Annotated in this window: 19 protein-coding genes and 1 tRNA gene; 18 read left to right on the top strand and 2 right to left on the bottom strand. The window is 63.2% G+C overall.

What is annotated here, in order from left to right; translation table 11 throughout:
- The first annotated feature begins 13 nt into the window (after nucleotides 1-13).
- The 9 genes from ispG (at nucleotide 14) to gltA (ending at nucleotide 15,088) form a co-directional block, all read left to right on the top strand.
- Nucleotides 14-1,057 carry a flavodoxin-dependent (E)-4-hydroxy-3-methylbut-2-enyl-diphosphate synthase gene (ispG, locus tag H8S55_RS04765; RefSeq protein WP_366467390.1) on the top strand — a complete coding sequence of 348 codons (1,044 nt, stop codon included), beginning with the start codon at nucleotides 14-16 and terminating at the stop codon, nucleotides 1,055-1,057.
- 27 nt (nucleotides 1,058-1,084) lie between these two features.
- Nucleotides 1,085-5,239 (top strand): PolC-type DNA polymerase III, encoded by a 4,155-nt coding sequence (locus tag H8S55_RS04760; RefSeq protein ID WP_186878011.1) that lies wholly within the window; start codon nucleotides 1,085-1,087, stop codon nucleotides 5,237-5,239.
- Nucleotides 5,240-5,450: 211 nt separating this feature from the next.
- Complete coding sequence (locus tag H8S55_RS04755) at nucleotides 5,451-7,565, top strand: LTA synthase family protein (RefSeq protein ID WP_207721757.1); 2,115 nt, start codon at nucleotides 5,451-5,453, stop codon at nucleotides 7,563-7,565.
- A gap of 72 nt (nucleotides 7,566-7,637) precedes the next feature.
- Complete coding sequence (locus tag H8S55_RS04750) at nucleotides 7,638-8,354, top strand: Bax inhibitor-1/YccA family protein (protein WP_186878009.1); 717 nt, start codon at nucleotides 7,638-7,640, stop codon at nucleotides 8,352-8,354.
- Nucleotides 8,355-8,456: 102 nt separating this feature from the next.
- The gene (locus tag H8S55_RS04745) at nucleotides 8,457-9,035 is read left to right on the top strand and encodes a hypothetical protein (protein ID WP_147563519.1); all 579 of its coding nucleotides are present in this window, start codon (nucleotides 8,457-8,459) and stop codon (nucleotides 9,033-9,035) included.
- 665 nt (nucleotides 9,036-9,700) lie between these two features.
- Complete coding sequence (locus H8S55_RS04740; RefSeq protein ID WP_186878008.1) at nucleotides 9,701-11,668, top strand: pyruvate carboxylase subunit B; 1,968 nt, start codon at nucleotides 9,701-9,703, stop codon at nucleotides 11,666-11,668.
- Nucleotides 11,669-11,868: 200 nt separating this feature from the next.
- Nucleotides 11,869-12,732, top strand: a complete 864-nt coding sequence (gene rfbA, locus H8S55_RS04735) for a glucose-1-phosphate thymidylyltransferase RfbA (protein WP_186878007.1) — start codon at nucleotides 11,869-11,871, stop codon at nucleotides 12,730-12,732.
- Nucleotides 12,733-12,861: 129 nt separating this feature from the next.
- Nucleotides 12,862-13,710: a sulfide/dihydroorotate dehydrogenase-like FAD/NAD-binding protein gene (locus H8S55_RS04730; RefSeq protein ID WP_147563522.1), complete on the top strand. Its 849-nt coding sequence runs from the start codon at nucleotides 12,862-12,864 to the stop codon at nucleotides 13,708-13,710.
- Nucleotides 13,703-15,088: an NADPH-dependent glutamate synthase gene (gene gltA / locus H8S55_RS04725; RefSeq protein ID WP_186878006.1), complete on the top strand. Its 1,386-nt coding sequence runs from the start codon at nucleotides 13,703-13,705 to the stop codon at nucleotides 15,086-15,088. The genes H8S55_RS04730 and gltA overlap by 8 nt, the downstream gene beginning before the upstream one ends.
- 89 nt (nucleotides 15,089-15,177) lie before the next feature.
- Here gltA and H8S55_RS04720 read toward each other — a convergent pair whose 3' ends face one another.
- Together H8S55_RS04720 and H8S55_RS04715 are read right to left on the bottom strand one after the other, a co-directional pair.
- Complete coding sequence (locus H8S55_RS04720) at nucleotides 15,178-15,390, bottom strand: hypothetical protein (protein WP_147563524.1); 213 nt, start codon at nucleotides 15,388-15,390, stop codon at nucleotides 15,178-15,180.
- A gap of 56 nt (nucleotides 15,391-15,446) precedes the next feature.
- Entirely contained in the window at nucleotides 15,447-16,634 is a 1,188-nt protein-coding gene (locus tag H8S55_RS04715) for a nucleoside recognition domain-containing protein (protein WP_186878005.1), read from the bottom strand.
- A 95-nt stretch (nucleotides 16,635-16,729) separates the two neighbouring features.
- Between H8S55_RS04715 and H8S55_RS04710 the strand changes: the two genes are divergently transcribed.
- The 9 genes from H8S55_RS04710 (at nucleotide 16,730) to H8S55_RS04670 (ending at nucleotide 24,119) form a co-directional block, all read left to right on the top strand.
- Nucleotides 16,730-17,293 (top strand): M48 family metallopeptidase, encoded by a 564-nt coding sequence (locus H8S55_RS04710; protein WP_186878004.1) that lies wholly within the window; start codon nucleotides 16,730-16,732, stop codon nucleotides 17,291-17,293.
- 50 nt (nucleotides 17,294-17,343) lie between these two features.
- Nucleotides 17,344-17,622 carry a YabP/YqfC family sporulation protein gene (locus H8S55_RS04705; protein WP_186878003.1) on the top strand — a complete coding sequence of 93 codons (279 nt, stop codon included), beginning with the start codon at nucleotides 17,344-17,346 and terminating at the stop codon, nucleotides 17,620-17,622.
- Between the two features lie 15 nt (nucleotides 17,623-17,637).
- On the top strand, nucleotides 17,638-18,894 hold the full coding sequence (locus H8S55_RS04700; RefSeq protein ID WP_186878002.1) for a sporulation protein YqfD: 1,257 nt from the start codon (nucleotides 17,638-17,640) through the stop codon (nucleotides 18,892-18,894).
- A gap of 81 nt (nucleotides 18,895-18,975) precedes the next feature.
- Nucleotides 18,976-20,013, top strand: coding sequence for a PhoH family protein (locus tag H8S55_RS04695; protein ID WP_436233140.1), 1,038 nt, complete (start codon nucleotides 18,976-18,978; stop codon nucleotides 20,011-20,013).
- Between the two features lie 17 nt (nucleotides 20,014-20,030).
- A complete protein-coding gene (locus tag H8S55_RS04690; protein WP_186878000.1) occupies nucleotides 20,031-20,660 on the top strand; it encodes a hypothetical protein in 630 nt (209 codons plus the stop codon).
- Nucleotides 20,657-21,400 (top strand): acyl-[acyl-carrier-protein] thioesterase, encoded by a 744-nt coding sequence (locus H8S55_RS04685; protein ID WP_186877999.1) that lies wholly within the window; start codon nucleotides 20,657-20,659, stop codon nucleotides 21,398-21,400. The genes H8S55_RS04690 and H8S55_RS04685 overlap by 4 nt, the downstream gene beginning before the upstream one ends.
- Before the next feature lie 116 nt (nucleotides 21,401-21,516).
- Nucleotides 21,517-22,992 (top strand): IMP dehydrogenase, encoded by a 1,476-nt coding sequence (guaB, locus tag H8S55_RS04680; RefSeq protein ID WP_147563531.1) that lies wholly within the window; start codon nucleotides 21,517-21,519, stop codon nucleotides 22,990-22,992.
- 173 nt (nucleotides 22,993-23,165) lie between these two features.
- The gene (locus tag H8S55_RS04675; RefSeq protein ID WP_186877998.1) at nucleotides 23,166-23,894 is read left to right on the top strand and encodes a YebC/PmpR family DNA-binding transcriptional regulator; all 729 of its coding nucleotides are present in this window, start codon (nucleotides 23,166-23,168) and stop codon (nucleotides 23,892-23,894) included.
- A 141-nt stretch (nucleotides 23,895-24,035) separates the two neighbouring features.
- A tRNA-Leu gene (locus H8S55_RS04670) sits at nucleotides 24,036-24,119 on the top strand.
- Nucleotides 24,120-24,335 lie beyond the last annotated feature (216 nt).

Genomic DNA, 24,335 nt, shown 5'->3' with positions numbered 1-24,335 from the left:
GAAAAGGGAGCGTGTGACCATGACAAAGCAAATTCATGTGGGCAAGGTGCCGGTGGGCGGAGGGGCCCCCGTGTCCATCCAGTCCATGACCAACACCCGCACCGACGATGTCCAGGCGACCCTGAAACAGATCCGCACCCTGGCCGCCGCCGGGTGCGACATCATCCGGGTGGCCGTGCCCGATCTGGCCGCCGCCCGGGCCGTGGCCAAGATCAAGGAGGAGAGCCCCCTGCCTGTGGTGGTGGACATCCACTTTGACTATAAGCTGGCCCTGGAGGCCATCGCCGCCGGGGCAGATAAGGTCCGCATCAATCCGGGCAACATCGGCGGGGAGGACCGGGTGAAGGCGGTGGCCGACGCCTGCCGGCAGCGGGGCATCCCCATCCGCATCGGCGTGAACGGCGGCTCATTGGAGAAGGACATTCTGGCCAAATACGGCCACGTCTGCCCGGAGGCCATGGTGGAGTCCGCCTTTGGCCACATCCGCCTGCTGAACAAGTTCGACTTTGACGACATCTGCGTGTCCTTAAAGTCCTCCAGCGTGCCCATCACCATGAAAGCCTATCAGCTGATGAGCCGGGAAAGTAATTACCCTTTACATATCGGCGTGACCGAGGCGGGCACCGTGCGCATGGGGACGCTGAAATCCGCCGTGGGCATCGGCGGCCTGCTGGCCCTGGGGGTGGGGGACACCATGCGGGTGTCCCTGTCCGCCGACCCGGTGGAGGAGGTCTATGCCGCCCGGGACATTCTCAAGGCCGCCGGTATCCGCAAGGACGGGGCGGAGCTGGTGTCCTGCCCCACCTGCGGGCGCACCCGTATCGACCTCATCTCCCTGGCCAACGAGGTGGAGCAGCGGCTGAAGACGGTGGACAAGCCCATCACCGTGGCGGTCATGGGCTGCGTGGTCAACGGCCCCGGCGAGGCCTCCGCCGCCGACTGCGGCATCGCCGGCGGCGTGGGGGAGGGCCTGCTGTTCAAGAAAGGGCAGATCATCAAAAAGGTCCCCCAGGACCAACTGGTGGATGAGCTGTTCCGGCTCATCGAGACCCTGTAACACACTGCACCCACAAGGAGAGACACCATGTCCAAAGTGATCCCATTTTTAGAGATGTTCTCCGCCCTGGGGCGGTGGACGGAGCTGGCGAGCGCCGTAGAGCCCTGGCAGATCACCGCTGTGGTGCTCAATCGGGCCCAGCGCAGCGCCGATATCCAGGTGGCGGGGGCGGCGGGCGCCGGGGCCAACCTGGTGCGGGAGGCGGAGGAAACCATCTGCCGGGCCTATGCCCTGAACAGCGTGAAGATATCCTGTGTCCAGCCCGCCCCCCAGCCGGAGCAGCCCGCCGCAGCAAAAGCGGAAGCGCCCGCCAAGCCCCAGCCCAAATCCGATTCCAAAGAAGCGCCAAAATCAACTGGGGGGGACCCCTTTGCCCGTACCGAGGCCATCCGCCGGGCGGCCATGGAGCGCTCCTCCGTCCGCCCCGCCGCCCACGCCGAGCGGAAGAGCAAAGGCGAGGCCATCCTTGGCCGGGCGGTGACCAAGCGGCCCACCCCCATGAACGAATTGGAGCTGGACATGGGCGTGGTGGTGGTGGAGGGCGACGTGTTCGCCGTGGACCACAAGGAGCTGAAAAAGCGGGGGGCCTGGGTGGTGGCCTTTGACCTGACCGACTACACCGGGTCCATCCGGGTGAACAAGTTCTTCCCCGGGGACGAGGGCAAGCCCATCGTGGACGGGGTGAAGAAGGGAATGCACCTGAAGGTCCAGGGGCGGCTGAACATGGACCGCTTCTATGGCGACATGGTGCTGGAGCCCATGGCCATCACCACCGCCCCCCAGGAGCAGCGCCAGGACACCGCCCCGGAGAAGCGGGTGGAGCTGCATCTGCACACCAACATGTCCGCCATGGATGCCCTGACGGCGGTGGGCTTTAAGACCGACTCGGTCATCGGCTCGGACAAGAACGTGGTCAAGCGGGCGGAGCGGTGGGGCCACCCCGCCATCGCCATCACCGACCACGGCGTGGCCCACGCCTTCCCCAACGCCAAGCACTCGGCCAAGAACATCAAGATATTGTTCGGCGTGGAGGCCTATTATATCAACGACGTGGACGACCGGGTGGTGGTCCATGGCCGGCCCGACCAACCCTTTGACGACGAGATCGTCTGTTTTGACATCGAGACCACCGGCCTGGACCGGCGGCGGGAGGTCATCATCGAGATCGGCGCAGTGGTGCTGAAACATGGAGAGGTGGGGGAGCGGTTCAACACCTTTGTCGCCCCCGGGCGCATCCTGGACCCGAAGATCATTCAGCTCACCGGCATCACCGATGAGATGCTGGAGGGGGCCCCCAGCCAGGAGGAGGCCCTGCGGGCCTTTCTGGACTTTGTGGGGGACCGGCCCCTGGCCGCCCACAATGCGGACTTTGACATGGGCTTTATCTCCGCCGGGTGCCGGAAATACGGCATCCCCTTTGAGAATCCCTCCATCGACAGCCTGATCCTGGCCCAGAATCTGCTGCCCGACCTGGGCAAGTATAAGCTGGACATCGTGGCCGAGCACCTTCAACTGCCCGCCTTCAACCACCACCGGGCCAGCGACGATGCGGCCACCGTGGCCTATATGCTGCCCCACTTCTTCCGCAAAATGGAGCAGCTGGGGCTGCACAACTTAAAAGACATCAACCCCTATATGCCCAAGCTCCGCAAGGGGGGCAAGGCCCGGCGGCAGCCCAAGCACCTGATCGTGCTGGCCAAGAACAACACCGGCCTGCGCAACCTGTATAAGCTCATCTCCCTGTCCCAGCTGGAGCACTTCAAGCGCTATCCCATCATGCCCAAGTCCCTCATCGACGAAAACCGGGAGGGCCTGATCATCGGCTCGGCCTGCGAGGCGGGGGAGCTGTTCCGGGCGGTGGTGGACGGCAAGGACTGGGCGGAGCTCAAGCGCATCGCCGCCTGGTATGACTATCTGGAGATCCAGCCCATCTGCAACAATATGTTTATGCTGCGCAAGGGGCTGGTCCGGTCAGAGGAGGAGCTGCGGGACTTTAACCGCACCATCGTCCGCCTGGGGGAGGAGCTGGGCAAGCCGGTGTGCGCCACCGGCGACGTCCACTTTCTGGACCCGGAGGACGAGGTGTACCGCCACATCCTGCTGGCCTCCAAGGGCTTTGACGATGCGGATTCGCCCCTGCCCATCTACTTCAAGACCACCGACGAGATGCTGAAGGAGTTCGCCTATCTGGGCAAGGAGAAGGCCCATGAGGTGGTGGTGAAGAACACCAACTTCATCGCCGACTGCTGCGACCCCATCGAGCCCCTGCCCCAGGGCCTGTTCGCCCCTAAACTGGAGGACTCCGACGGGGAGCTGAAGCGGCTGGTGTGGGGTAAGGCCCACGAGCTGTATGGCGAAGAGCCGCCCCAGATCGTGGTGGACCGCATCAACGCAGAGCTGTATGACATCATCCGCTGTAAATATGACGTGATCTATATGTCCGCCCAAAAGCTGGTGCAGAACTCCCTGGAGCACAGCTATCTGGTGGGCTCCCGCGGGTCTGTGGGCTCCTCCCTGGTGGCCTTTATGTCCGGCATCACCGAGGTAAACTCCCTGCCCGCCCACTACCGCTGCCCCAAGTGCAAGCACACCGACTTTGACTATGCCCAGGACCCGGCCCACCCCTATGGCTGCGGCGCAGACATGCCAGACGCCGTGTGTCCCGTGTGCGGAACGCCCTATGTGAAGGACGGCTTCAACATCCCCTTCGAGACGTTTTTGGGCTTCGGCGGCGACAAGGTCCCCGATATCGACCTGAACTTCTCCGGCGAGTATCAGTCCAGCGCCCACAGGTATACCTTCGAGCTGTTCGGCCAGACCCACGTGTTCCGGGCCGGGACCATCGGCGCGGTGGCGGAAAAGACGGCCTATGGCTATGTAAAGCACTATCTGGACGAGCGGGGACTGGTGGTGTCCAAGGCGGAGGAGAGCCGCCTGGCCCTGGGCTGCACCGGCGTGAAGCGCACCTCCGGCCAGCACCCCGGCGGCATGGTAGTCATCCCCCAGGACAATGAGATCTACGACTTCTGCCCCGTGCAGCACCCCGCCGACGACCCCAACAGCGAGATCATCACCACCCACTTTGAATATCACTCTATGGAGTCCAACCTGCTGAAGCTGGACATGCTGGGCCACGATGACCCCACCATGATCCGCATGCTGGAGGACCTGACCGGGGTGAACGCCCGGCAGATCCCTCTGGACGACAAGGACACCATGTCCATCTTCCAGACCTCCAAGGTCCTGGGCTATGAGAACGACAAGGTGCTGGGCCCCACCGGCGGCACCGCCATCCCGGAGTTCGGCACCACCTTTGTCCGGGGGATGCTGGAGGACACCCAGCCCAATCAGTTCGACATCCTGGTCCGCCTGTCCGGCTTCTCCCACGGCACCGACGTGTGGCTGGGCAACGCCAAGGATCTGATCACCTCGGGCACGGCCAAGGTCAGCGAGGCCATCGGCTGCCGGGACGATATTATGATCTTCCTCATCTCCAAGGGGATGCCCCCCCAGCGCTCCTTCAAGATCATGGAGGCGGTGCGAAAGGGCCGGGGCCTGCCCCCGGGGGCGGAGGACGAGATGCGGGCGGCTGGGGTGCCCGAATGGTACATCGACTCCTGCAAAAAGATCGCCTATCTGTTCCCCAAGGCCCACGCCGTGGCATACGTAATGATGGCCTTCCGCATCGCCTGGTTCAAGGTCCACCGCCCCCTGGCCTTCTATGCGGCCTATTTCTCCATCCGGGCCAAGGCCTTTGACGAGGCCTTCATGTGCCGGGGCATGGACGTGTGCCAGCAGAAGATGCGCCAGATCATTGCCAAGGACAAGGAGGCCACCGCCGTGGAGCAGGATATGCTCACCACCCTGGAGGTGTGCTACGAGTTCTATCTCCGGGGCTTCACCTTCCATCGGATGGACCTCTATCAGTCCGAGGCCATTCGCTTTGCCGTGGACGAGGAGCACAAGGCTCTGCGCCCCCCCTTCGTGTCCGTGGCCGGACTGGGGGAGACGGCGGCTTTGTCCCTGGCCGAGGCCCGGAAGGGCCGGCAGTTCATCTCTGTGGAGGAGGTATCCGCCGCCTGCCCCAAGGTCTCCAAGACCCATATCCAGCTGCTGAAGGAGGCAGGGACCTTCGGCGACCTGCCCGAGACCAGCCAGATGAATTTGTTTGCTATGTTTTGATACCTGTCATTCCAAGTTTACGGATTGCAGCGTCGGCCCGCTGGGCCTTTTCGCAATGACAGGACTTAGGCCCTCTGCCGTTTTTCAGGAACGGCGGAGGGCCTTTTACATAAATTCCTGAAAAACGACCTGTTTTTCTTGACGGGGCGGGGCGGGACATGGTACAAAAGAGGTAAGACATAAAACGGACAACAGGGGAGAGAAAAAATACATGGAACCTGTGGAACCTGCACAAGAGCCGAACGCGAACCTGCGCCATGGCCGGACTGCCCTCCGTCTGCTGACCTTCCCGGCTTTGCTGCTTTATTTGGAAGGGGCCCTGCGGCTGTATATGGGGATGCGCCTGGATTATCTGCCGGTCATTCTGCCCTTTGCCCTGTCCGCCGGATTCCTGCTGGCCGGGCTGACGGCGGTCTTGCCCCGGCGGGGGAACGGGATCTTGTTCCGGCTGCTGGCTCTGCTGCTGTGCCTGGTCTATGCCGGGGAGCTGCTGGCCAAGCGGATCCTGCAGACCTATTACCCTCTGTCCACCCTGGCCACGGCGGCGGATAACCGCCTGGGGGACTACAGCGGGGTCGTTTTAAAGGCCATGGGGGAGAACTGGGCCATACTGGCGGCGCTGCTCCTGCCCGGACTGCTGCTGGCCCTGCTGGCCGGGCGGCTGACGGATTTTATGCCCTGCCGGGGCCGGTATCTGGCGGCAGCGCTGCTGGCGGCGGCGGCCCTCCATATGCTGGGCCTGGGGACGCTGGCCCTGCCCTGGCAGGGGGACCTGACTCCGGGACAGCTTTACCGGATGGATACGGGGACGGATGACCAGGTGGAGCAGCTGGGGCTGCTCACCACCCTGCGCCTGGACATCCAGCACGTCATCTTCCCCGTGGACCGCACCCCGGACCGGGATTTTGAGACCATGGACCCGGGGACGAGCGGCGCCGCTTCCTCCGATGAAACGGGGGGAGAGGAGGAACCGGAGCAGCCCCAGATCGATACCTCCCCCAATGTCCTGGATGTGGACCTGGCGGCCCTGGGCCGGGAGAGCGGGAACGGGGACGTGCAGTGGCTGGCGGACTACTTTGCCAGCACCGCCCCTACCAGGAAAAATGAGTATACCGGCATGTTCGCCGGATACAACGTCATCCAGATCGTGCTGGAGGGATTTTCCGGCTACGCCATCGACCCGGAGCTGACCCCTACCTTATATAAACTGTCCACTCAGGGCTTTGTGTTCTCCAATTACTACACCGCCCTGCACTACACCAGCACCTCCAACGGGGAGTGCCAGACCTTGCTGGGGCTCTATCCCAAAAATGGCAACCCCATCACCATGAAGCGCACCGGCCAGCTGGGGACCAGTCTGCCCTTCACGCTGCCCCAGCAGCTGGGACAGGTGGGCTATCTCACCCTGGGCTACCACGGAAACTATGACATGTACGGCCGCATGACCTCCCACACCAACCTGGGTTATGACTGGCGGCAGTACCGGTCCGGCCTGGAGCTGGAGATGCAGGGGGACAAGCCCGCCTGGCCCCAGCGGGACAGCTATGTGGTGGAGGCCAGTGCGGACGATTTCGTCAACAGCTATCGCCCGTTCCACGTCTATTACCTCACCATCAGCGGCCACATGCCCTATTCCGACAACCGGGTGGTGGCCCCCTATCGGGACGTGGTCCGGGCCCTGCCCTACAGCACTGTCACCCAGAACTATGTGGCCACGGTGATGGAGGCGGACCGGGCTTTAAAATGCCTGCTGGACAAGCTGGAGGCGGCGGGCAAGCTGGAGCGGACCCTTATCGTGGCCACCGGGGACCACATCCCCTATTTTAATGTGGACACGCTGGAGGAGCTCACCGGGAAGAAATTCGGCAGCTCCGATGCCATCGAGGCGCTGAACGAGTCGGCCATCGACTTTGACGTGTACAAGAACACCCTCATCCTGTGGTCGGCCGGCATGACAGAACCCGTTCCGGTGGACAAGGTGTGCTGCCAGGTGGACATCCTGCCCACCCTGTCCAATCTGCTGGGGCTGGAGTATGACTCCCGGATGCTGGCCGGGCGGGACATTCTGTCCGACAGCGAGGGGCTGGTGGTATTCTCCTCCCGCAGCTGGAGGTCGGACCGGGGCTTTTATGACCGCTATGCCCAGCGCTTTACCCCCGCCCCCGGGGTGGAGATGACGGCGGAGGAACAGGAGACCTATGTGGGGGCCACGAAAAAGCGGGTGGGTTATCTGCTGGACAGTACACCCATGATCGTAGAGAATGATTTTTACAGTCTGCTGCCCCAATACACCGAGTTCGGGCAGAGTGCGCAGGGGAAAGATTGATTTTTCCTCCGCTGCGTGGTATGATAACTGTGATCCGGCGGAGTATGCCGGATCGGGAAAGGATGTGTTTTTATGCGAATGCCTTATGAAGAGGAGCGCGGCTACTACGCCCAGGGCCAGGTGGAGTCCCTGAACGAGTATATGACCCGGACCTTCCTGTGGATGGTGCTGGGCCTGATGATCACCTTCGGCCTGGCGGTGCTGGGCTGGATGACCAACGCCACCTTGTGGCTGCTGTACCATGTGCCCGGCTTCCACCTGATCGTGCTGGTGGTCACCCTGGTCATGGCCTTCACCATGGTCAGCCGCATCGAGCGCATGGCGGTGGGTACGGCCCGGGCCATATTCCTGGCCTATTCCGTGCTGTTTGGCTTTACCATGTCCTGCTATCTGTATCTCTATGAGCTGCCCAGCCTGATCTTCGTCTTCCTGGCCACGGCGGTGTACTTCGCCGCCCTGGCCGCCTATGGCTGGCTGACCCACCGGGACCTGTCCGGCATCGGCAGCATCCTGACGGTGGGGCTGATCTTCCTTATCGTCTGCGGCATCATCCTGATGTTCGCCCCCGGCCTGGTCATGCTGGACCGGCTGGTGTGCATCGCGGGCATCGCCATCTTCCTGGCCTTCACCGCCTATGACACCCAGAAGATCAAGGCAATGTACAGCTACTACGCCGGATACCCCGACATGCTGGAAAAGGCGTCTATTTTCTCCGCCCTCCAGCTGTATCTGGACTTTTTAAATCTGTTCTTGTATCTGCTGCGGTATGTGGGCAAGAGAAGAAATTGAATCAGATCAAACAAAGCGCCGTGCGGGCCGAAGACCTGCACGGCGCTTCTGCATGGAGCAGACACCTGCCGGCATAGATTGAAAGGAGAGGAGGAGAGGACCATGACGCTGGATATGTCAGGCGGCGGGACGCTGTCTATTCGGGAGGACGGCCTGCGGGTGTATCTGGAGGCCCGGCGGGAGGCGGACGGCCTGGGGTTATATAAGGTGTGGCTCACCGGCCGGGGGAGCGGGCGATTTCTGCTGGGTACCCTGGCCCCGGAGGGGGAGGGGCTGCGGCTGCGGCGGAACCTGTCCCGCACCCAGCTGGAGATGGCGGACTGCTGGCCCGTGGCCGGGGCAGAGAGCAGGCTGGCCTTCTCCTTTGCACGGAACGGCGGCTGGTACTGTCAGACCCGCCCGGGAGAGATGCTGAGCGACCCGGTTTTAAAGGAGCAGGTACCGGGGGCCATGCTGTGCCGCCGGGGAAACGACGGTTTTCAGCTGGCCGCGCCGATGCGGCCCGAGTGCCCCATGCCGCTGGCGGGGGCCGCCTGTCTGGCCCGGGTGGAACAGGTGCAGGGACGACCCCACTTTGTGTGGGATTTTGCATGGAGCGGCACACTAAAAATTCCTGCAGAGCAGGAGCAATGGGCGCGGGGAGAAAACAAGCATGGGGACGCCGGTGAATCTCCGATCTGAAGAAAATTCATTTTTCAAAAAATAAACTTGACAAATAAAAGCTGTGGCGCTATAATAGCTTAAAACTTACAGAAGGAGCGTGTTCTGTATGGCACAAAATGCAGCGAGGGAATGTAAGGCCTAGTCACCACCGGCGCGACAAGACAAAACATTTCCTCCACGGTTTGCAAGTAAAAAAGCAAACGGTGGCATTTTTATGGAGTTTAACGCAAGAACGCAAGAAAGGATGTATCATCAATGACCATGGCAAAAAGCGAGAAGAACAGCATCTGGGTCCAGGCGGACGCAGATATCGACGATATGATCTTCCAGGCCCAGGGCAGCAGCGAGGAAGCCACGTGCAGCGAGCGATGAAACGCACCCGGCCCGGCGCCGCAGAGGACCGACCGTCCCACTGAAACACCGCAGCCTTCCGAAACAGGAAGCCGCTGCGGTGTTTTCCGTTTTTTCCGTCCCAACCACCGCCGGCAGGGGAGCAGGGGAGGGGAACAGGTCAAGATAATGCAGAAAAAAGTATCAATTCTTCCGCTGGAGGACTTGCGTTATGAAGCAAGTTATACTAAAATAACAACAAGTGACTATGCGGCAGTATGCCTGGCTGCCGCCGACGGAACACCATGGAAAAAGAACATGCTCCATTCGAGTAATACGGAGGTAGATCAACAATGAGAAAAGTAAACTTTACGGAGACCGTGCTGCGTGACGCGAACCAGTCGCTGATCGCGACCCGGCTGCCGTACAGCAAGTTTGAGCCCATTCTGGAGACCATCGACAAGGCCGGCTATTATTCCGCCGAGGTCTGGGGCGGCGCTACCTTTGACGTCTGCCTGCGCTACCTGCAGGAGGACCCCTGGGAGAGACTGCGCAAGATCCGCGCCAAGATGCCCAACACCAAGCTGCAGATGCTGCTGCGGGGCCAGAACATCCTGGGCTATAAGCACTATCCCGACGACGTGGTGCGCAAGTTCGTGGAGTATTCCGTGAAGAACGGCATCGACATCATCCGCATTTTCGACGCGCTGAACGACGTGCGCAACCTGCAGGTGGCCATCGAGGAGACCGTGAAGCAGGGCGCCCACGCCTCCGGCACCATCTGCTTCACCACCAGCCCTGTCCACACCCTGGAGAAGAACGTGAAGATGGTCAAGGAACTCAAGGAGATGGGCGTGAAGTCCATCTGCATCAAGGACATGGCCGGTATCATGGGCCCCAAGGAGTCCTATGACCTGGTGTCCGCCATCAAGGATGCCGTGCCCGAACTGCCCCTGGTGGTCCACACCCACTGCACCACCGGTCTGGCCTTTATGACCGATCTGAAGGCCGTGGAGGCCGGTGCCGATGTGATCGACACCGCCATCTCCCCCATGTCCGGCGGCACCTCTCAGCCCGCCACCGAGACCCTGGCCTATGCCCTGCGCGGCCTGGGCTATCAGGTGGACCTGGACGACAAGGCCCTGATCAAGATGGCCGACTTCTTCAAGGGCGTCCGGGCCGACTTCCTGAAGGACGGCACCCTGGACCCCATCTCCATGGCCACCGACACCCAGTGCCTGAACTATCAGATCCCCGGCGGCATGCTGTCTAACCTGATCTCTCAGCTGAAGACCATGAACGCCATCGACAAGCTGGACGAGGCCCTGGCCGAGACCCCCAAGGTCCGCGCCGACCTGGGCTATCCTCCTCTGGTCACCCCCACCAGCCAGATGGTGGGCTCTCAGGCTGTGCAGAACGTGCTGGCCGGCGAGCGCTACAAGGTGGTGGGCAAGGAGATCAAGGCCTATTGCCGCGGCGAGTACGGCCGTACCCCCGCCCCCATCGACCCCGCCATCCGTAAGAAGATCCTGGGCGACACCCCCGTGGTGGAGGGCCGCTTTGCCGATACCCTGGAGCCCGAGTTTGAGAAGACCAAGAAGGAGCTGGCCGGCGTGGCCAAGAGCGACGAGGACGTTCTGTCCTACATCGCCTTCCCCCAGGTTGCCACCGCCTTCTTCAAGGACCGTGAGGCCGGCTTCCCCAAGAAGGCCGCCCCCAAGGCTGCCGCCGCCGCCCCTGCCGCCAAGAAGGAGTCCGACCTGGCTCCTCTGCCCGCCTGGCAGGGCCACGTGTACTACTCCCACGTGCAGGCTCCCGCCGCCCCCGGCTATACCAGCCGTGTGATCGAGCCCTTCGCCGCCTCTTACCGCCCCGCCTATCTGAAGATGGACACCGGCATTGACTGCACCGGTACCTTTACCATCACCATCGACGGCAAGCCCTATCAGGTCTCCGTGGAGAAGGCCCCCGAGACCCCCGTGGCCGCCGCTCCTGCGGCTGCTGCGCCCGTGGCCGCCCCTGCTGCGGCTCCCGCCCCCGCGGCCGCTCCTGCTGCCACTGCCGCTCCCGCTCCTGCCGCCGCCCCCGCCGCTGCGGTGGCTGCCGGTGAGACCTCTGTGAACAGCCCCATGCCCGGCAACATCTTCAAGGTGGAGTGCAAGGTGGGTGACACCGTGAAGGCCGGCGACACCCTGGTGGTGCTGGAGGCCATGAAGATGGAGATCGAGGTCTCCGCCCCCGTGGACGGCACCGTGAAGGCCGTGTCCGCCGTGGTGGGCACCACCGTCAACACTGACGACCAGCTGGTGGTCCTGGGCTAACACCCTGACACCCCCATATTAAGTCCCATTTCAGCCGGACAGAGCATACGCTCTGTCCGGCTTTTCGCATAATACACAGAAGCCGCATCGAAAAACTGTGTAAGCCGACTAGAGGACCCTTGTAAAGCGGCACGATTCATGCTACAATGGTTCCGTTCAAAACAGTACAGCGCTGGACAAAAGCGCGGAAGGAGCGACCAATGAAAGGAATCATTCTGGCGGCCGGAAAGGGGACGCGCCTGTATCCCATGACCAAGCCGGTGTGCAAGCCGCTGCTGCCCGTTTATGACAAGCCTTTGATCTATTACCCCGTTGCCATTTTGATGCAGGCGGGGATCTCCGATATCCTTATCATCGTGCCCCCGGACGAGACGGACACCTTTGCCGCCCTGCTGGGGGACGGCAGCCAGTTCGGGCTGCACATCTCCTATGCCGAGCAGCCGGTGGCCCGGGGCATTGCCGATGCCCTGCTCATCGGCAGCGACTTTGTGGGGGAGGACCAGGTGTGTCTGGTGCTGGGGGACAACATCTTCTATGCCCCCACCCTGGGGGCCACGCTGAAGCGGGCCGTCCGCCGGACAGAGGGGGCCACCGTGTTCGGCTATTGGGTGGAGGACCCCCGGCCCTTTGGCGTGGTGGAGTTTGACGACAAGGGCAAGGCCATCTCCATCGAGGAGAAGCCCCGCTACCCCAAGTCCAACTATATCGTCCCGGGCCTCTATTTCTATGACCACCAGGTCATGGATATCGCCCGGAATTTAAAGCCCTCCGCCCGGGGAGAGCTGGAGATCACCGACGTGAATCTGGAGTATCTCCGCCGGGGTCAGCTTCAGGTGGTGCCTCTGGAGCGGAATTTCGTCTGGCTGGATGCCGGGACTGCGGACAGCCTGCTGGAGGCGGGGACCACCGTCAAGCACATCCAGGACACCAGCGGCCGCTATGTGGGCTGTCTGGAGGAGTTGGGGCTGTATGAGGGCTGGATCACCGAGGAACAGGTGCGGACCATGGGCAAGGAGCTGAGCATGACCCGGTACGGGAAATACCTGCTCTCGCTCATCGGCTGAGGGCCGCGTAACAACAGGAAGAGCCGGGGAGCGTTCCGCTCCACGGTTTGCGCCGTCCGGTTTTGGAAGGACCGGGCGGGAAAAAGGGATACCGGTGGGACCGGAAATGATCGACGAGGAGGAACAGCAGTGAACAAGTATCAGATCGCGCAGAAAAAGCCGCTGACGCCGGAGATCACCCAGATCTCGGTGTACGCGCCGCTGGTGGCCGCCAAGGCCAAGGCGGGCCAGTTCATCATCCTGCGGGTGAGCGAGGAGGGGGAGCGCATCCCCCTGACCATCTCCAACGCGGAGAACGACCTGGTGACGGTGATCTATCAGAAGATCGGCGGCACCACCCTGGCCCTGGATGAGCTGAATGAGGGGGACTGTCTCCACGATTTCGTAGGCCCCCTGGGTGTCCCCACCGAGGTGGAGGACCTGGGCCGGGTGGCCGTGCTGGGCGGCGGCCTGGGCTGTGCCATCGCCCTGCCTGTGGCCCGGGCGCTGCATCAGGCGGGCAACCAGGTGGACCTGATCGGCGGCTTTAAGACCAAGGACATCGTCATCCTGGAGGAGGAGATGAGCAAGGCCTGCACCGACCTGCACATCTGCACCGACGACGGCACCTATGGCTACCACGGCTTTGTCACCGGCAAGCTGGAGGAGCTCATCGCCGGCGGCGTGAAGTTTGACCATGTGTTCGCCATCGGTCCGCTGATGATGATGAAGTTTGCCTGTAAGCTCACCGAGAAGTACAACATCCCCACCACCGTGAGCATGAACCCCATTATGATCGACGGCACCGGCATGTGCGGCTGCTGCCGCCTGACTGTGGGCGGCGAGGTGAAGTTCGCCTGCGTGGACGGCCCCGACTTCGACGGCCATAAGGTGGACTTTGACGAGGTCATCGCCCGCAACGCCACCTATAAGGAGTTTGAGGCCAAGGCGAAAGAGAAGCATCTCTGCCGCCTGGGAGGAGGTGCCATGAATGGCTAACATGCAGATGAATAAGACTCCCATGAAGGAGCAGGACCCCAATGTGCGCAACGCCAACTTTCTGGAGGTGGCCCTGGGCTATACCCTGGACGAGGCCGTGAACGAGGCCAAGCGCTGCATCCACTGCAAGAATCCCGCCTGCGTCACCGGCTGCCCCGTGGGCATCCCCATCCCTGACTTCCTGGCCAAGGTGGCCGAGGGGGACATCGCCGCCGCCTATGAGATCCTGTCCAACGCCAACGCCCTGCCCGCCATCTCCGGCCGGGTCTGCCCCCAGGAGAACCAGTGCGAGGGCAAGTGCGTCCGGGGCATCAAGGGCGAGCCCGTGGCCATCGGCCGGGTGGAGCGCTTTGTGGCCGACTGGGCCGCCGAGCACGGGGTGTCCAACCTGGCCACCGCCCCCGCCAACGGGCACAAGGTGGCCGTCATCGGCTCCGGCCCCGCCGGTCTGACCTGCGCCGGGGAGCTGGCCCGCATGGGCTACGCCGTCTCGGTGTTCGAGGCCTTCCACACCCCCGGCGGCGTGCTCAGCTATGGCATCCCCGAGTTCCGTCTGCCCAAGGCCATCGTCCAGCGTGAGGTGGACAACCTGAAGAAGATGGGCGTGGACATCGAGCTGAACATGGTCATCGGCAAAGTGCTGACCATCACCGAGCTGTTCCAGCGGGGCTATGAGTCCGTGTTCATCGCCTCCGGTGCCGGTCTGCCCATGTTTATGAAGATCCCCGGCGAGTCCCTGGTGGGCGTGTACTCCGCCAACGAGTATCTCACCCGCATCAACCTGATGAAGGCCTATAAGCCCGATGCCGAGACCCCCATCCTCCACAACAAGAAGGTGGCCGTGGTGGGCGGCGGCAACGTGGCCATGGATGCCGCCCGGTGCGCCAAGCGCCTGGGGGCCGAGGTCCACATCATCTACCGCCGCTCTGAGGCCGAGCTGCCCGCCCGGGCCGAGGAGGTCCACCACGCCAAGGAGGAGGGCATCATCTTCGACCTGCTGACCAACCCCATCGCCATCGAGGGGGATGAGCAGAACCATGTGAAGGCCATCACCTGCATCCGCATGGAGCTGGGCGAGCCGGACGAGTCCGGCCGCCGCCGCCCCGTCCCCGTGAAGGGCAGCGAGTTTGAGACCCAGGTGGATGCGGTCATCATGGCCCTGGGTACCCAGGCCAACCAGATGAGCTATGCCGGGACCCCCGGCCTGGAAAAGACCCGGAAGGGCTGTGTGGCCGCCGACGACCATGGCTGCACCTCCTGCCCCGGCATCTTTGCCGGCGGCGATGCCGCCACCGGTGCGGCCACCGTCATCCTGGCCATGGGTGCGGGCAAGCACGCCGCCAAGTCCATCGACGCATACATCAAGCAGAAGGGCTGATTTTTCAGATAAGCCGAAAAACAGCGCCGCCGCATGGAACAGACCATGCGGCGGCGCTTTGTAAAATAAGTCAAAGTCCGATAGAAAGCTTAAAGGCTGAAGTCCTCGTCGTTCAGGTTCAGACCGGCCATCTTCGCCGGGCGGGGCGGGGTGCGCAGCAGGGGGTCATAGCGGAAGGAGCGGCAGTGAGACCCGGCGGACATCACGCCCTTTTTGGGGCAGACGATCTGGTCGGCCCCCAGGGGCTTGCCGTGGGCGCAGTAGGCGCAGCGTGGTTCGATCTTTCGTTGAAACAGGTTCATTGCGATACTCCCATCCGATGGCGGTATGTGGTAACATGCCCTCTCTTTTTTGTGTGCTATCTATTATAGCGCAATCTTTTTGGCTTTTCCACTGCTTTTTTCCCGGGAAATGCCGCCAGAGCCAGAAAGCACAGCCACAGCCCCCAGGCAGCGGCGGCGGACAGGGCCAGGGCACGGAGCGCCTCCTGCCCGGCAATGGCCTCGGTCTGCTGGGCCAGACAGGTAGAGACGGACAGGGCGGGGGCCAGCCGGGGGGCCAGCGCCCCCATCAGCAGGGCGGACAGTCCCCCGTGGAGCAGCTTGCCTGTGAGATAGGTGCGCATGGACAGGCCGCTGTCCCCCAGAAAGGCCAGCACCTGGAGATGGACGGACACCCCCGCCCAGCCCAGCATAAAGGCGGCCATGGACAGCCGCCCGGTGAGAGAGCCGCCGGTGAGGGAGTACACCCCGGAGGACAGCTCCAGCGCTCCCACCAGCAGCCGCCGGGACCACTCCGGGGACAGGTGCAGGGGAGGGGGCAGGGCGGACAGCAGTCCCGCCGCCCCGTCCAGCAGCCCGGACAGGGTGAGCAGCCGCACCACCACCGAAAAGCACAGGATAAAGGCGCAGATGTTCAGGCTGGAGGCCATGGATCCGGTCACTGCCCGGGGAAAGGCGGCGGAAAAAGATACCGCCTGAAATCGCTCCCCCATCCGGCGGGGGGAGGAGGGGCCGTCTCCGGGGCGATAGAACCGGAAGAGCAGCCCCACCAGCAGGGAGGCGGCCATGTGGCACAGATAGAGGGCTATCCCCGCTTTTCCGCTGCCGAACACCCCGGCCCCCACCGCCCCCAGAATGAAGGCCGGCCCGCTGTTGTTGCAGAAGGCCAGCAGCCGCTGGGCCTCGGTCTTGGAGCACTGCCCCTGCTGATAGAGCTGGATGGCGGTGCGGGCCCCCACGGGATAGCCCCCCACAAAGCCCAGGGCCAGGGCGGCGGCGCAGGAGCCGTTCACCCGGAACAGGGGGGCCATGATGGGGTGGAGCAGCCGCCCCAGACACCGGGACAGTCCCAGCTCCACCACCAGGGAGGCCAGCACGAAGAAGGGGAACAGGGCGGGGACCACCACGTTGGCGCACAGGGCCATGCCCTCACGCACAGCATCGGCGGACTGGGCGGGCCAGATCACCAGGGCCAGGGCGGCGCACAGCAGCCCCAGCCCCACCAGCGCCGTGCGCAGCCGGGGCCTTGCCAGCAGACGGCCCATATCCCCACCTCCCGGAAAAACTGTGTCAGAGCATATGTGCCGCAAAAGAGAAACTTGCCTGTCCCCCGACGGAGAACGAAATAAGGAGCGTTTTTATGGAACAGCTGCGCCAGGTGGAGGGCCCGGAGGGGCCCATCCGCTATTGGCTGACCCGAAAGCGGGTGAAAAATCTGAATCTGCGCCTGGACAGCGGCGGGGAGATCCGGGTATCCATCCCCTGGAACTGCCCCCCGGAGCAGGCGGACCGGCTGGTGCGGGACAAGTGGCCCTGGCTGCGGCGGGGGCTGGAGCGGCGGCAGGCCCCGCCGCCGGAGCTGCTGCCGGAGCTGTCACGGCCCGACTGTCTGGCCCAGCTGCGCCAGTCGCTGGACCGGGTCTATCCCCTGACGCAGCCCCTGGGGGTGGCCTATCCCCAGCTGAAGATCCGGGCCATGCGCAGCCAGTGGGGCAACTGCCACTGGATGCAGGGCTATATCACCCTGAACACCGCCCTGGTCCGCTGCCCGCCCCGGCTGCGGGACTATGTGGCCCTGCACGAGCTGGTCCACTTTCTCCACCACGACCACGGCCCGGGCTTTTACGCCGTGATGGACGCCCTGATGCCCCAGTGGCGGCAGCTGCGTCAGGAGCTGAAGCCCTACGCCGCCCTGCTGCGCTGAACATACATCACCTCCTCCCATCATAGAGATGGGGGGAGGTGATGTACGCTATGGGGGAAAAACGGCGGCCCGGACTGCTGGAGCGGACGGCCCAGCTGCTGGACCTGCCCGCCGATGCCCTGGCCGGGGTGCCCCGGCTGGAGCTGGTGGGGGACGGGGAGCTGCGGGTGGAGAACCACAAGGGCATCCTGGCCTATGGGGACCAGGAGATCCAGGTCAGCGGCGGGGTGTTCCTCATCCAGATCAGGGGCAGCGGGTTAGAACTGCGGGCCATGACCGGGCTGGAGCTGCTCATCACCGGGCGGATCGACAGCATCCAGCTGCACTGAAAGGGGAGGGGCGGCGTGAAACGGCTGATGAATCTGCTGCGGGGCACGGTGGCCCTGTGCGTCACGGGGCCGTTCCCGGAGCGGCTGCTGAACCTGTGCGCCCAGCACCGGCTGGACTTTTGGCGCTTGGAGTGGCTGGACGACCACACCGTCCGCTTCACCGCCCGCCGCAGTCAATTCAGGCGGCTGGAGGCGCTGGCGGAGCGGGTGGAGTGCGAAATCTCGGTGGAGCAGCGCCGGGGACTGCCCGACTTTCTGCTGCGCTTTCGGGCCCGGTACGCCTTTCTGGCGGGGCTGGCCCTGGCTCTGGGGGCGGTGGCATTTTTGTCCCGCTTTGTGCTGACCATCCAGGTCAGCGGGAATGAGCGCCTGCCCACGGCGGTGATCTTGAGCCAGCTGCGGCAGCTGGGGGTGTATCCCGGGGTATACGGCCCGGGCATCGACCGGCAGCAGGTGGCCCAGGAGGCCCAGCTGGCCCTGGACGACCTGGCCTGGATGGGGATCAACCTCCACGGTACCCGGTTAGAGGTGAGCGTGCGGGAGACCATCCCCCCGGCGGAGGGGGTGGACGAGTCGGGCTGCTGGGATGTGGTAGCCAAGACGGCGGGGCTGATCACCCATGTGGAGGCGGAGCGTGGCCAGGCCAAAGTGATAGAGGGGGACACGGTGGCAGCGGGGGAGGTGCTCATTGCCGGAAACGTGGCCATGGAGCCGCCGGAGTACAGCGACCTGCCCACCCGCTATTTCCCCACCCACGCCCGGGGCCGGGTGTGGGCCCGGACCTGGCGGACCATAACGGCGGTCATCCCCCTGACGGCCCAGGGCAAGGACTACACCGGCAGGGAGAAGACGGGCTGGAGCCTGACGGCGGCGGGGCGGCGGCTGCGCCTGTGGGGCTGTGAGCCGGAGGGCAGGTGGGAGCAGACCTCCTCCGCCCACCAGGCGGCCCTGCCCGGGGTGGGCAGGCTGCCCATTACCCTCCGCCGGGAGACCTGGCGGGAGTATGCCCTGTCCTCCGTCCCCCTGAACCGGGAGGCGGCCCAGACCCTGCTGCAGCAGCGGCTGCTGGTTCATCTGAAAGATGTGATCGGCCCGGAGGGGGAGATCGTGACCGAGGACTATGCCGCACAGGTGGAGGGGGGCAGCCTGAAGGTGACCCTGCTGGCCGAGTGCCGGGAGGAGATCGGCCGGGAGCGGGAGACCGGGGCTGTCACCGACGGGCCGGAGCCGGAGGAGAATGGCAAAACGGGTCGAGCCGGGGAAAACACTTGAAAAGGGCAGAAAAAGAGCATATACTTAACTTGTTCCCGTCTGCGGACGGAAAATAGCACCATGGAAGCGAGGACAAACAAGTTGGCTTCAGAAAAGATCGAATTAGACGTGCTGACCATGCAGGACCTGTTCGGGGTGGCGGACGCCAACCTGAAGCTGCTAGAGCGGGAGCTGGGCGTGTCCCTCATCACCCGGGACGGCCAGGCCGTGGCAGTGAGCGAGTCGGAGGAGGCGCTGGCCCTGGCGGTGCAGACGCTGAAAATGCTGGACCGGATGCGCGCTCTGGGGGAGCAGATCGACGAGTTCTCCGTCAGCCGGGCCCTGGCCTCTGTTCGGGAGGGCCGGGTGGAGGAGACCGTCACCGCCATGAAGGGCGTGGTGGCCTACACCTATAACGGGGCCCCGGTGAAGTGCCGCACCCTGGGTCAGCGGAAGTATATCAAGGCCATTGAGGAGAACACCGTGACCATCGCCATCGGTCCCGCCGGAACGGGCAAGACCTATCTGGCCGTGGCCGAGGCGGTGCGGGCCTTAAAGGACAAAAAAGTGAACAAGATCGTCATGTGCCGCCCGGCGGTGGAGGCGGGGGAGAAGCTGGGCTTCCTCCCCGGCGACCTGCAGAACAAGGTGGACCCCTACCTCCGCCCCCTGTACGATGCCCTGGACGAGATGCTGGGGCCGGAGACGGTGCAGAGCTATATGGAAAAGCGCATCATCGAGATCGCACCCCTGGCCTATATGCGGGGCCGGACGCTGAAATCCATGTTTTTGCTGTGCGACGAGTGTCAGAACATGTCCATCGCCCAGCACCTGATGATCCTCACCCGCCTGGGCGAGGGGTCGAAGATGGTGCTCACCGGCGACGTGACTCAGATCGACCTGCCCTCCCCCCAGGACTCCGGCCTGGAGCGGTGCGCCGACATTCTGGAGGGTATCGACGACATCGAAGTCATCCGCCTGACCGGGGCGGACGTGGTGCGGCACAAGCTGGTGGGCAAGATCATCACCGCCTTTGAAAACAACAAGGCTGCCCCCGGCCAGCCCGCCGAGAAAAAGCCGGGCCAGCCCACCCAAAAGCCCGCCTATCGGAACAACAACCGCTTTGCCCGGAAGAAATAAACACAAAGGAGATGCCCATGCAACAGGATACCAAGCGCTATCTTTCCTATATCTGTCCCCGGTGCCGCCAGTCGGTGATCGTGGAGCGGGACCTGTTCTCGCTGGCCGCCTCCACCGCCTACATCAAGTGCCCCTGCGGCAAGTCGGAGCTGACGGTGGACTTTCAGCCTAGCCGGGTCCGCCTCACCGTGCCCTGCCTGTTCTGCGGGCGGGAGCATGAGGTGTCCTGCCCCACCCACGCCTTTGTGCGGGAGCGGGCCCTGGCCTTCTCCTGCGCCGCCTCGGGCCTGGACTGCTGCTATGTGGGGGAGGAGGGGCCGGTATACGCCGCCACCGCCCGCCTGGAGCAGGCCCTGGACAAGCTGGAATCTGCCGAAGCCGCCGGTCAGGCGGGGGAGGACAAGCCCTTTTTAGACCCCATTGTTATGGAGGAGGTGCTGTCTGAAATTCGGGACATCGCCAAGCGGGACGGCATCTCCTGCACCTGCGGCAGCAAGAGCTGGACCTTTCAGGTCCATTACAGCTCGGTGGACCTCATCTGCACCCAGTGCGGGGCCCAGGTGCGCATCCCTGCCGCCACGGCGGATGACATCGACGACATCTGCTGCAAGACCAACATTGTGCTACGGGGGAAGCAGGACACATGAGCCAATTTTACGAGCATACCATCCGTCTGACCGGTATGGACGCCGACGGGCGGGGCATCTGCAAGCCGTCTGCCCTGCTGGACCACCTTCAGATCGCCGCGGGCTTTGCCGCAGAGGAGGGAGGCTTTGGCCGGGAGACTCTGGTGGAGAAATACGGGGCCTTCTGGATGCTGGCCCGGTCCTGGTTCCGGCTGGAACGCCCCCTGCGGTGGGAGGACCGGCTGACCATCCGCACCTGGCACCGGGGCGGCAAGGCCGCCATGATGTACCGGGACTATGACATCTACGCCAACGGACAGCTGGTGGGGGAGTCGGTGTCCGGCTGGGTGCTGGCCAATCTGGAAAGCCGGAAGATCATGCGCCTGGCGGACATTCAAGAACTGGCGGGCACCGGGGGAGAGGAGCTGTGCAAGACCCGCACGCTGAACAAGCTCCGCGCCCCCAAGGACCTGAAACTGCTGGAGCGGCGGAAAATGCACTACAGCGACACCGACGTGAACGGCCATGTGAACAACACCCGCTATGCCGATTTTGCCTGCGACGCCGTGGAGCTGGACAAGCTGCCCCCGGAGCAGTTTTTGGCTGAGATGCAGATCGGCTATCTGGCCGAGTGCCGCCCGGGGGAGGTTTTGGACCTAGAAGCCGGGAGCATAGACAGCGGCTGCTATGTCCACGGGCTGGACCGGAACGGCAAAGCCCGCTTTGAAACCGCCATGATTTTTCGGCAAGTTGGTTCTTGACATTCCACACCTGCAGCGTTAGACTAAATCTAATATCGTCTTATCGGCGGTTCTGCCGCCGCAGTACCAAGGAACAGTCCCGGATACGCCGGGAAGGAGAAAAGGAGTTGTAGTATATGGTCAATCAGGACGCCGCCCAGAAGTTTGTGAAACAGGGCCTCACCTTTGACGACGTGCTGCTCATCCCCGCCGCCAGCGATGTGCTGCCTGCGGACATTGATCTGCACACCCGCCTGACCCGAAAGGTGCATCTGAACATCCCCCTCATCAGCGCCGCCATGGACACCGTTACCGAGTATCGCATGGCCATCGCCATCGCCAGAGAGGGCGGCATCGGCATCATCCACAAGAATATGTCCATCAGCCAGCAGGCCGAGCAGGTGGACATGGTCAAGCGCTCTGAAAACGGCGTGATCACCAACCCCTTCTGGCTGGGGCCGGGCCACACTCTGGCCGAGGCCGACGAGCTGATGGCCAAATACCGCATCTCCGGCGTGCCCATCTGCGACAACGGCCGCCTGATCGGCATCATCACCAACCGTGATATGAAGTTCGAGACCGACATGAACCAGCTCATCGACAACGTGATGACCCGGGAGAACCTGGTCACCGCCCCCGAGGGTACCACTCTGGCCGAGGCCCGTGAGATCCTGCGCCGCCACAAGATCGAGAAGCTGCCCATCGTGGACGAGAACTTCCGCCTGAAGGGCCTGATCACCATCAAGGATATCGAGAAGGCCGCCGTGTACCCCAACTCCGCCCGTGACGAGAAGGGCCGTCTGCTGGTGGGCGCCGCCATCGGTGTCACCGCCGACGTGCTGGACCGTGTGGCCGCTCTGGTGGAGGCCGGCGCCGACGTGCTGGCCCTGGATTCCGCCCACGGCCACTCCCAGAACATCCTCAACTGCGTCAAGCGCATCAAGGCCCTGTACCCCGACGTGCAGCTCATCGCCGGCAACGTGGCCACCGCCGAGGGTACCCGTGCCCTCATCGAGGCGGGCGCTGACTGCGTGAAGATCGGCATCGGCCCCGGCTCCATCTGCACCACCCGCGTGGTGGCCGGTATCGGCGTGCCCCAGATCACCGCCGTGTACGACGCAGCCCGGGTGGCGGCGGAGTATGACATTCCCATCATCGCCGACGGCGGCGTGAAATACTCCGGCGACATCGCCAAGGCGCTGGCCGCCGGCGCCAGCGTGGTCATGCTGGGCTCCCTGCTGGCCGGTTGTGAGGAGTCCCCCGGCGAGACCGAGGTGTTCCAGGGCCGTCAGTTCAAGGTCTACCGTGGCATGGGCTCTCTGGCCGCTATGAACCAGGGCTCCAAGGACCGCTACTTCCAGCAGAACAACAAGAAGCTGGTCCCCGAAGGCGTGGAAGGCCGGGTGCCCTATAAGGGACTGGCCGGCGAGACCATCTATCAGCTGATGGGCGGCCTGAAGGCCGGCATGGGCTACACCGGCTGCCATACTGTGGACGAGCTGCACAGCAAGGCCCAGTTCATGCAGATCACCGCCGCCGGTCTGCGGGAGTCTCACCCCCACGATATCTATATCACCAAGGAAGCGCCCAACTACACCGTCAACCCCAACTAAAGCAGCAGGCCGCCGCCCACCCCGGGCGGCGGCCTTTCCGTGGGGAATCCTCCCGGCTTTTTTACTAAGTTTTCCCGCAGAGGTATAGAAACTGCAAAGAATGGCTTGCCAAGAGCCGGGAAAAGTGGTATAATACCACCGATTTTTTATAACATACAGAAGGGAAGAGTACCATGTCTGGACATTCCAAGTGGCATAACATACAAAAAACCAAGGGTGCGGCCGACGCCAAGCGCTCTCAGATTTTCACCAAGATCGCCCGCGAGATGATCGTGGCCGTCAAGACCGGCGGCAGCGGCGACCCCGCCAACAACTCCCGCCTGGCCGCCGTCATCGCCAAGGCCAAGGCCGCCAATATGCCCAACGACAACATCAAGCGCACCATCGACAAGGCTTTGGGTGCCGGGAACACCGACAACTTCGAGAGCGTGGTCTACGAGGGCTATGGCCCCAACGGCGTGGCCGTCATCGTAGAGGCCCTCACCGACAACCGTCAGCGCACCGCCCCCGAGGTCCGGCATCTGCTGGACAAGTTCGGCAAGGGCTTGGGCGCCACCGGCTGCGTGTCCTGGTCCTTTGACAAGAAGGGCGTGCTGGTGCTGGATTCTGAGGACCTGGACGAGGACACCGTGATGATGGATGCCCTGGAGGCCGGTGCCGAGGACATGCAGGCCTCTGACGATGTGTTCGAGATCTACACCGACCCCGATGCCTTCAACGACGTGGTGGCCGCCCTGGAGGGCAAGGGCTACACCTTCCTGGAGGCCGACGTGCAGATGGTCCCCCAGAACTATGTCAAGCTCACCGACGAAGAGGACATCAAGAACATGGAGAAGCTCATCGACGCCCTGGAGGACAACGACGATGTGCAGAACGTGTACCACAACTGGGAGCAGGACTGAGTTAAGCGCCCGTTCCTTCAGTAAGAGCAGGCTGTGCCTGTTTTTATACCAACGGATCAGGCGTTTTTACGCTCCGTCTCGGTGCCTTACCGTGTAAAAATAAAGGCAAACAGCGGCGGGGGAGACCCTGCCGCTTATGATGCGGGTATGATGGAATTGGTAGACATGCGAGATTTAGGTTCTCGTGCTTTCCGCGTGTGGGTTCGAGTCCCACTACCCGTACCAAACAAGAAGGATGCGGTAATACCGCATCCTTCTTTAGTACTGTTTAAAGGATAATTGCTATAAATTCACAAAATGTTGGCATTATCTTATGTTTCGTGGTCCCGTCAAGATTTATGCGCAAAATTGTTTGCAGGCTCCGGCTGAATGAAGTCAGCCGGCAATAGAGGCGTCGTCCATGACCGCCTCCAAGTGCTTCATGTTCATGTATTTCTTATT

This window comes from Flintibacter faecis, from assembly GCF_014287875.1.
GTDB classification, from domain to species: Bacteria; Bacillota; Clostridia; order Oscillospirales; family Oscillospiraceae; genus Lawsonibacter; species Lawsonibacter faecis_A.
The sequence above is the reverse complement of the archived record's forward strand: the minus strand, read 5'-3'. Positions and strand labels throughout refer to the sequence as shown.

Bases quoted from the DNA above. Each gene is read 5' to 3' on its own strand.
- H8S55_RS04760 (WP_186878011.1), top strand. From the start codon at position 1,085: ATGTCCAAAGTGATCCCATTTTTAGAGATGTTCTCCGCCCTGGGGCGG.
- H8S55_RS04715 (WP_186878005.1), bottom strand. From the start codon at position 16,634: ATGGGCCGTCTGCTGGCAAGGCCCCGGCTGCGCACGGCGCTGGTGGGG.
- H8S55_RS04690 (WP_186878000.1), top strand. From the start codon at position 20,031: ATGCAACAGGATACCAAGCGCTATCTTTCCTATATCTGTCCCCGGTGC.
- rfbA (WP_186878007.1), top strand. From the start codon at position 11,869: ATGAAAGGAATCATTCTGGCGGCCGGAAAGGGGACGCGCCTGTATCCC.
- H8S55_RS04720 (WP_147563524.1), bottom strand. From the start codon at position 15,390: ATGAACCTGTTTCAACGAAAGATCGAACCACGCTGCGCCTACTGCGCC.
- gltA (WP_186878006.1), top strand. From the start codon at position 13,703: ATGGCTAACATGCAGATGAATAAGACTCCCATGAAGGAGCAGGACCCC.
- H8S55_RS04685 (WP_186877999.1), top strand. From the start codon at position 20,657: ATGAGCCAATTTTACGAGCATACCATCCGTCTGACCGGTATGGACGCC.
- H8S55_RS04740 (WP_186878008.1), top strand. From the start codon at position 9,701: ATGAGAAAAGTAAACTTTACGGAGACCGTGCTGCGTGACGCGAACCAG.
- H8S55_RS04745 (WP_147563519.1), top strand. From the start codon at position 8,457: ATGACGCTGGATATGTCAGGCGGCGGGACGCTGTCTATTCGGGAGGAC.
- H8S55_RS04750 (WP_186878009.1), top strand. From the start codon at position 7,638: ATGCGAATGCCTTATGAAGAGGAGCGCGGCTACTACGCCCAGGGCCAG.
- H8S55_RS04755 (WP_207721757.1), top strand. From the start codon at position 5,451: ATGGAACCTGTGGAACCTGCACAAGAGCCGAACGCGAACCTGCGCCAT.
- H8S55_RS04710 (WP_186878004.1), top strand. From the start codon at position 16,730: ATGGAACAGCTGCGCCAGGTGGAGGGCCCGGAGGGGCCCATCCGCTAT.
- H8S55_RS04705 (WP_186878003.1), top strand. From the start codon at position 17,344: ATGGGGGAAAAACGGCGGCCCGGACTGCTGGAGCGGACGGCCCAGCTG.
- guaB (WP_147563531.1), top strand. From the start codon at position 21,517: ATGGTCAATCAGGACGCCGCCCAGAAGTTTGTGAAACAGGGCCTCACC.
- H8S55_RS04675 (WP_186877998.1), top strand. From the start codon at position 23,166: ATGTCTGGACATTCCAAGTGGCATAACATACAAAAAACCAAGGGTGCG.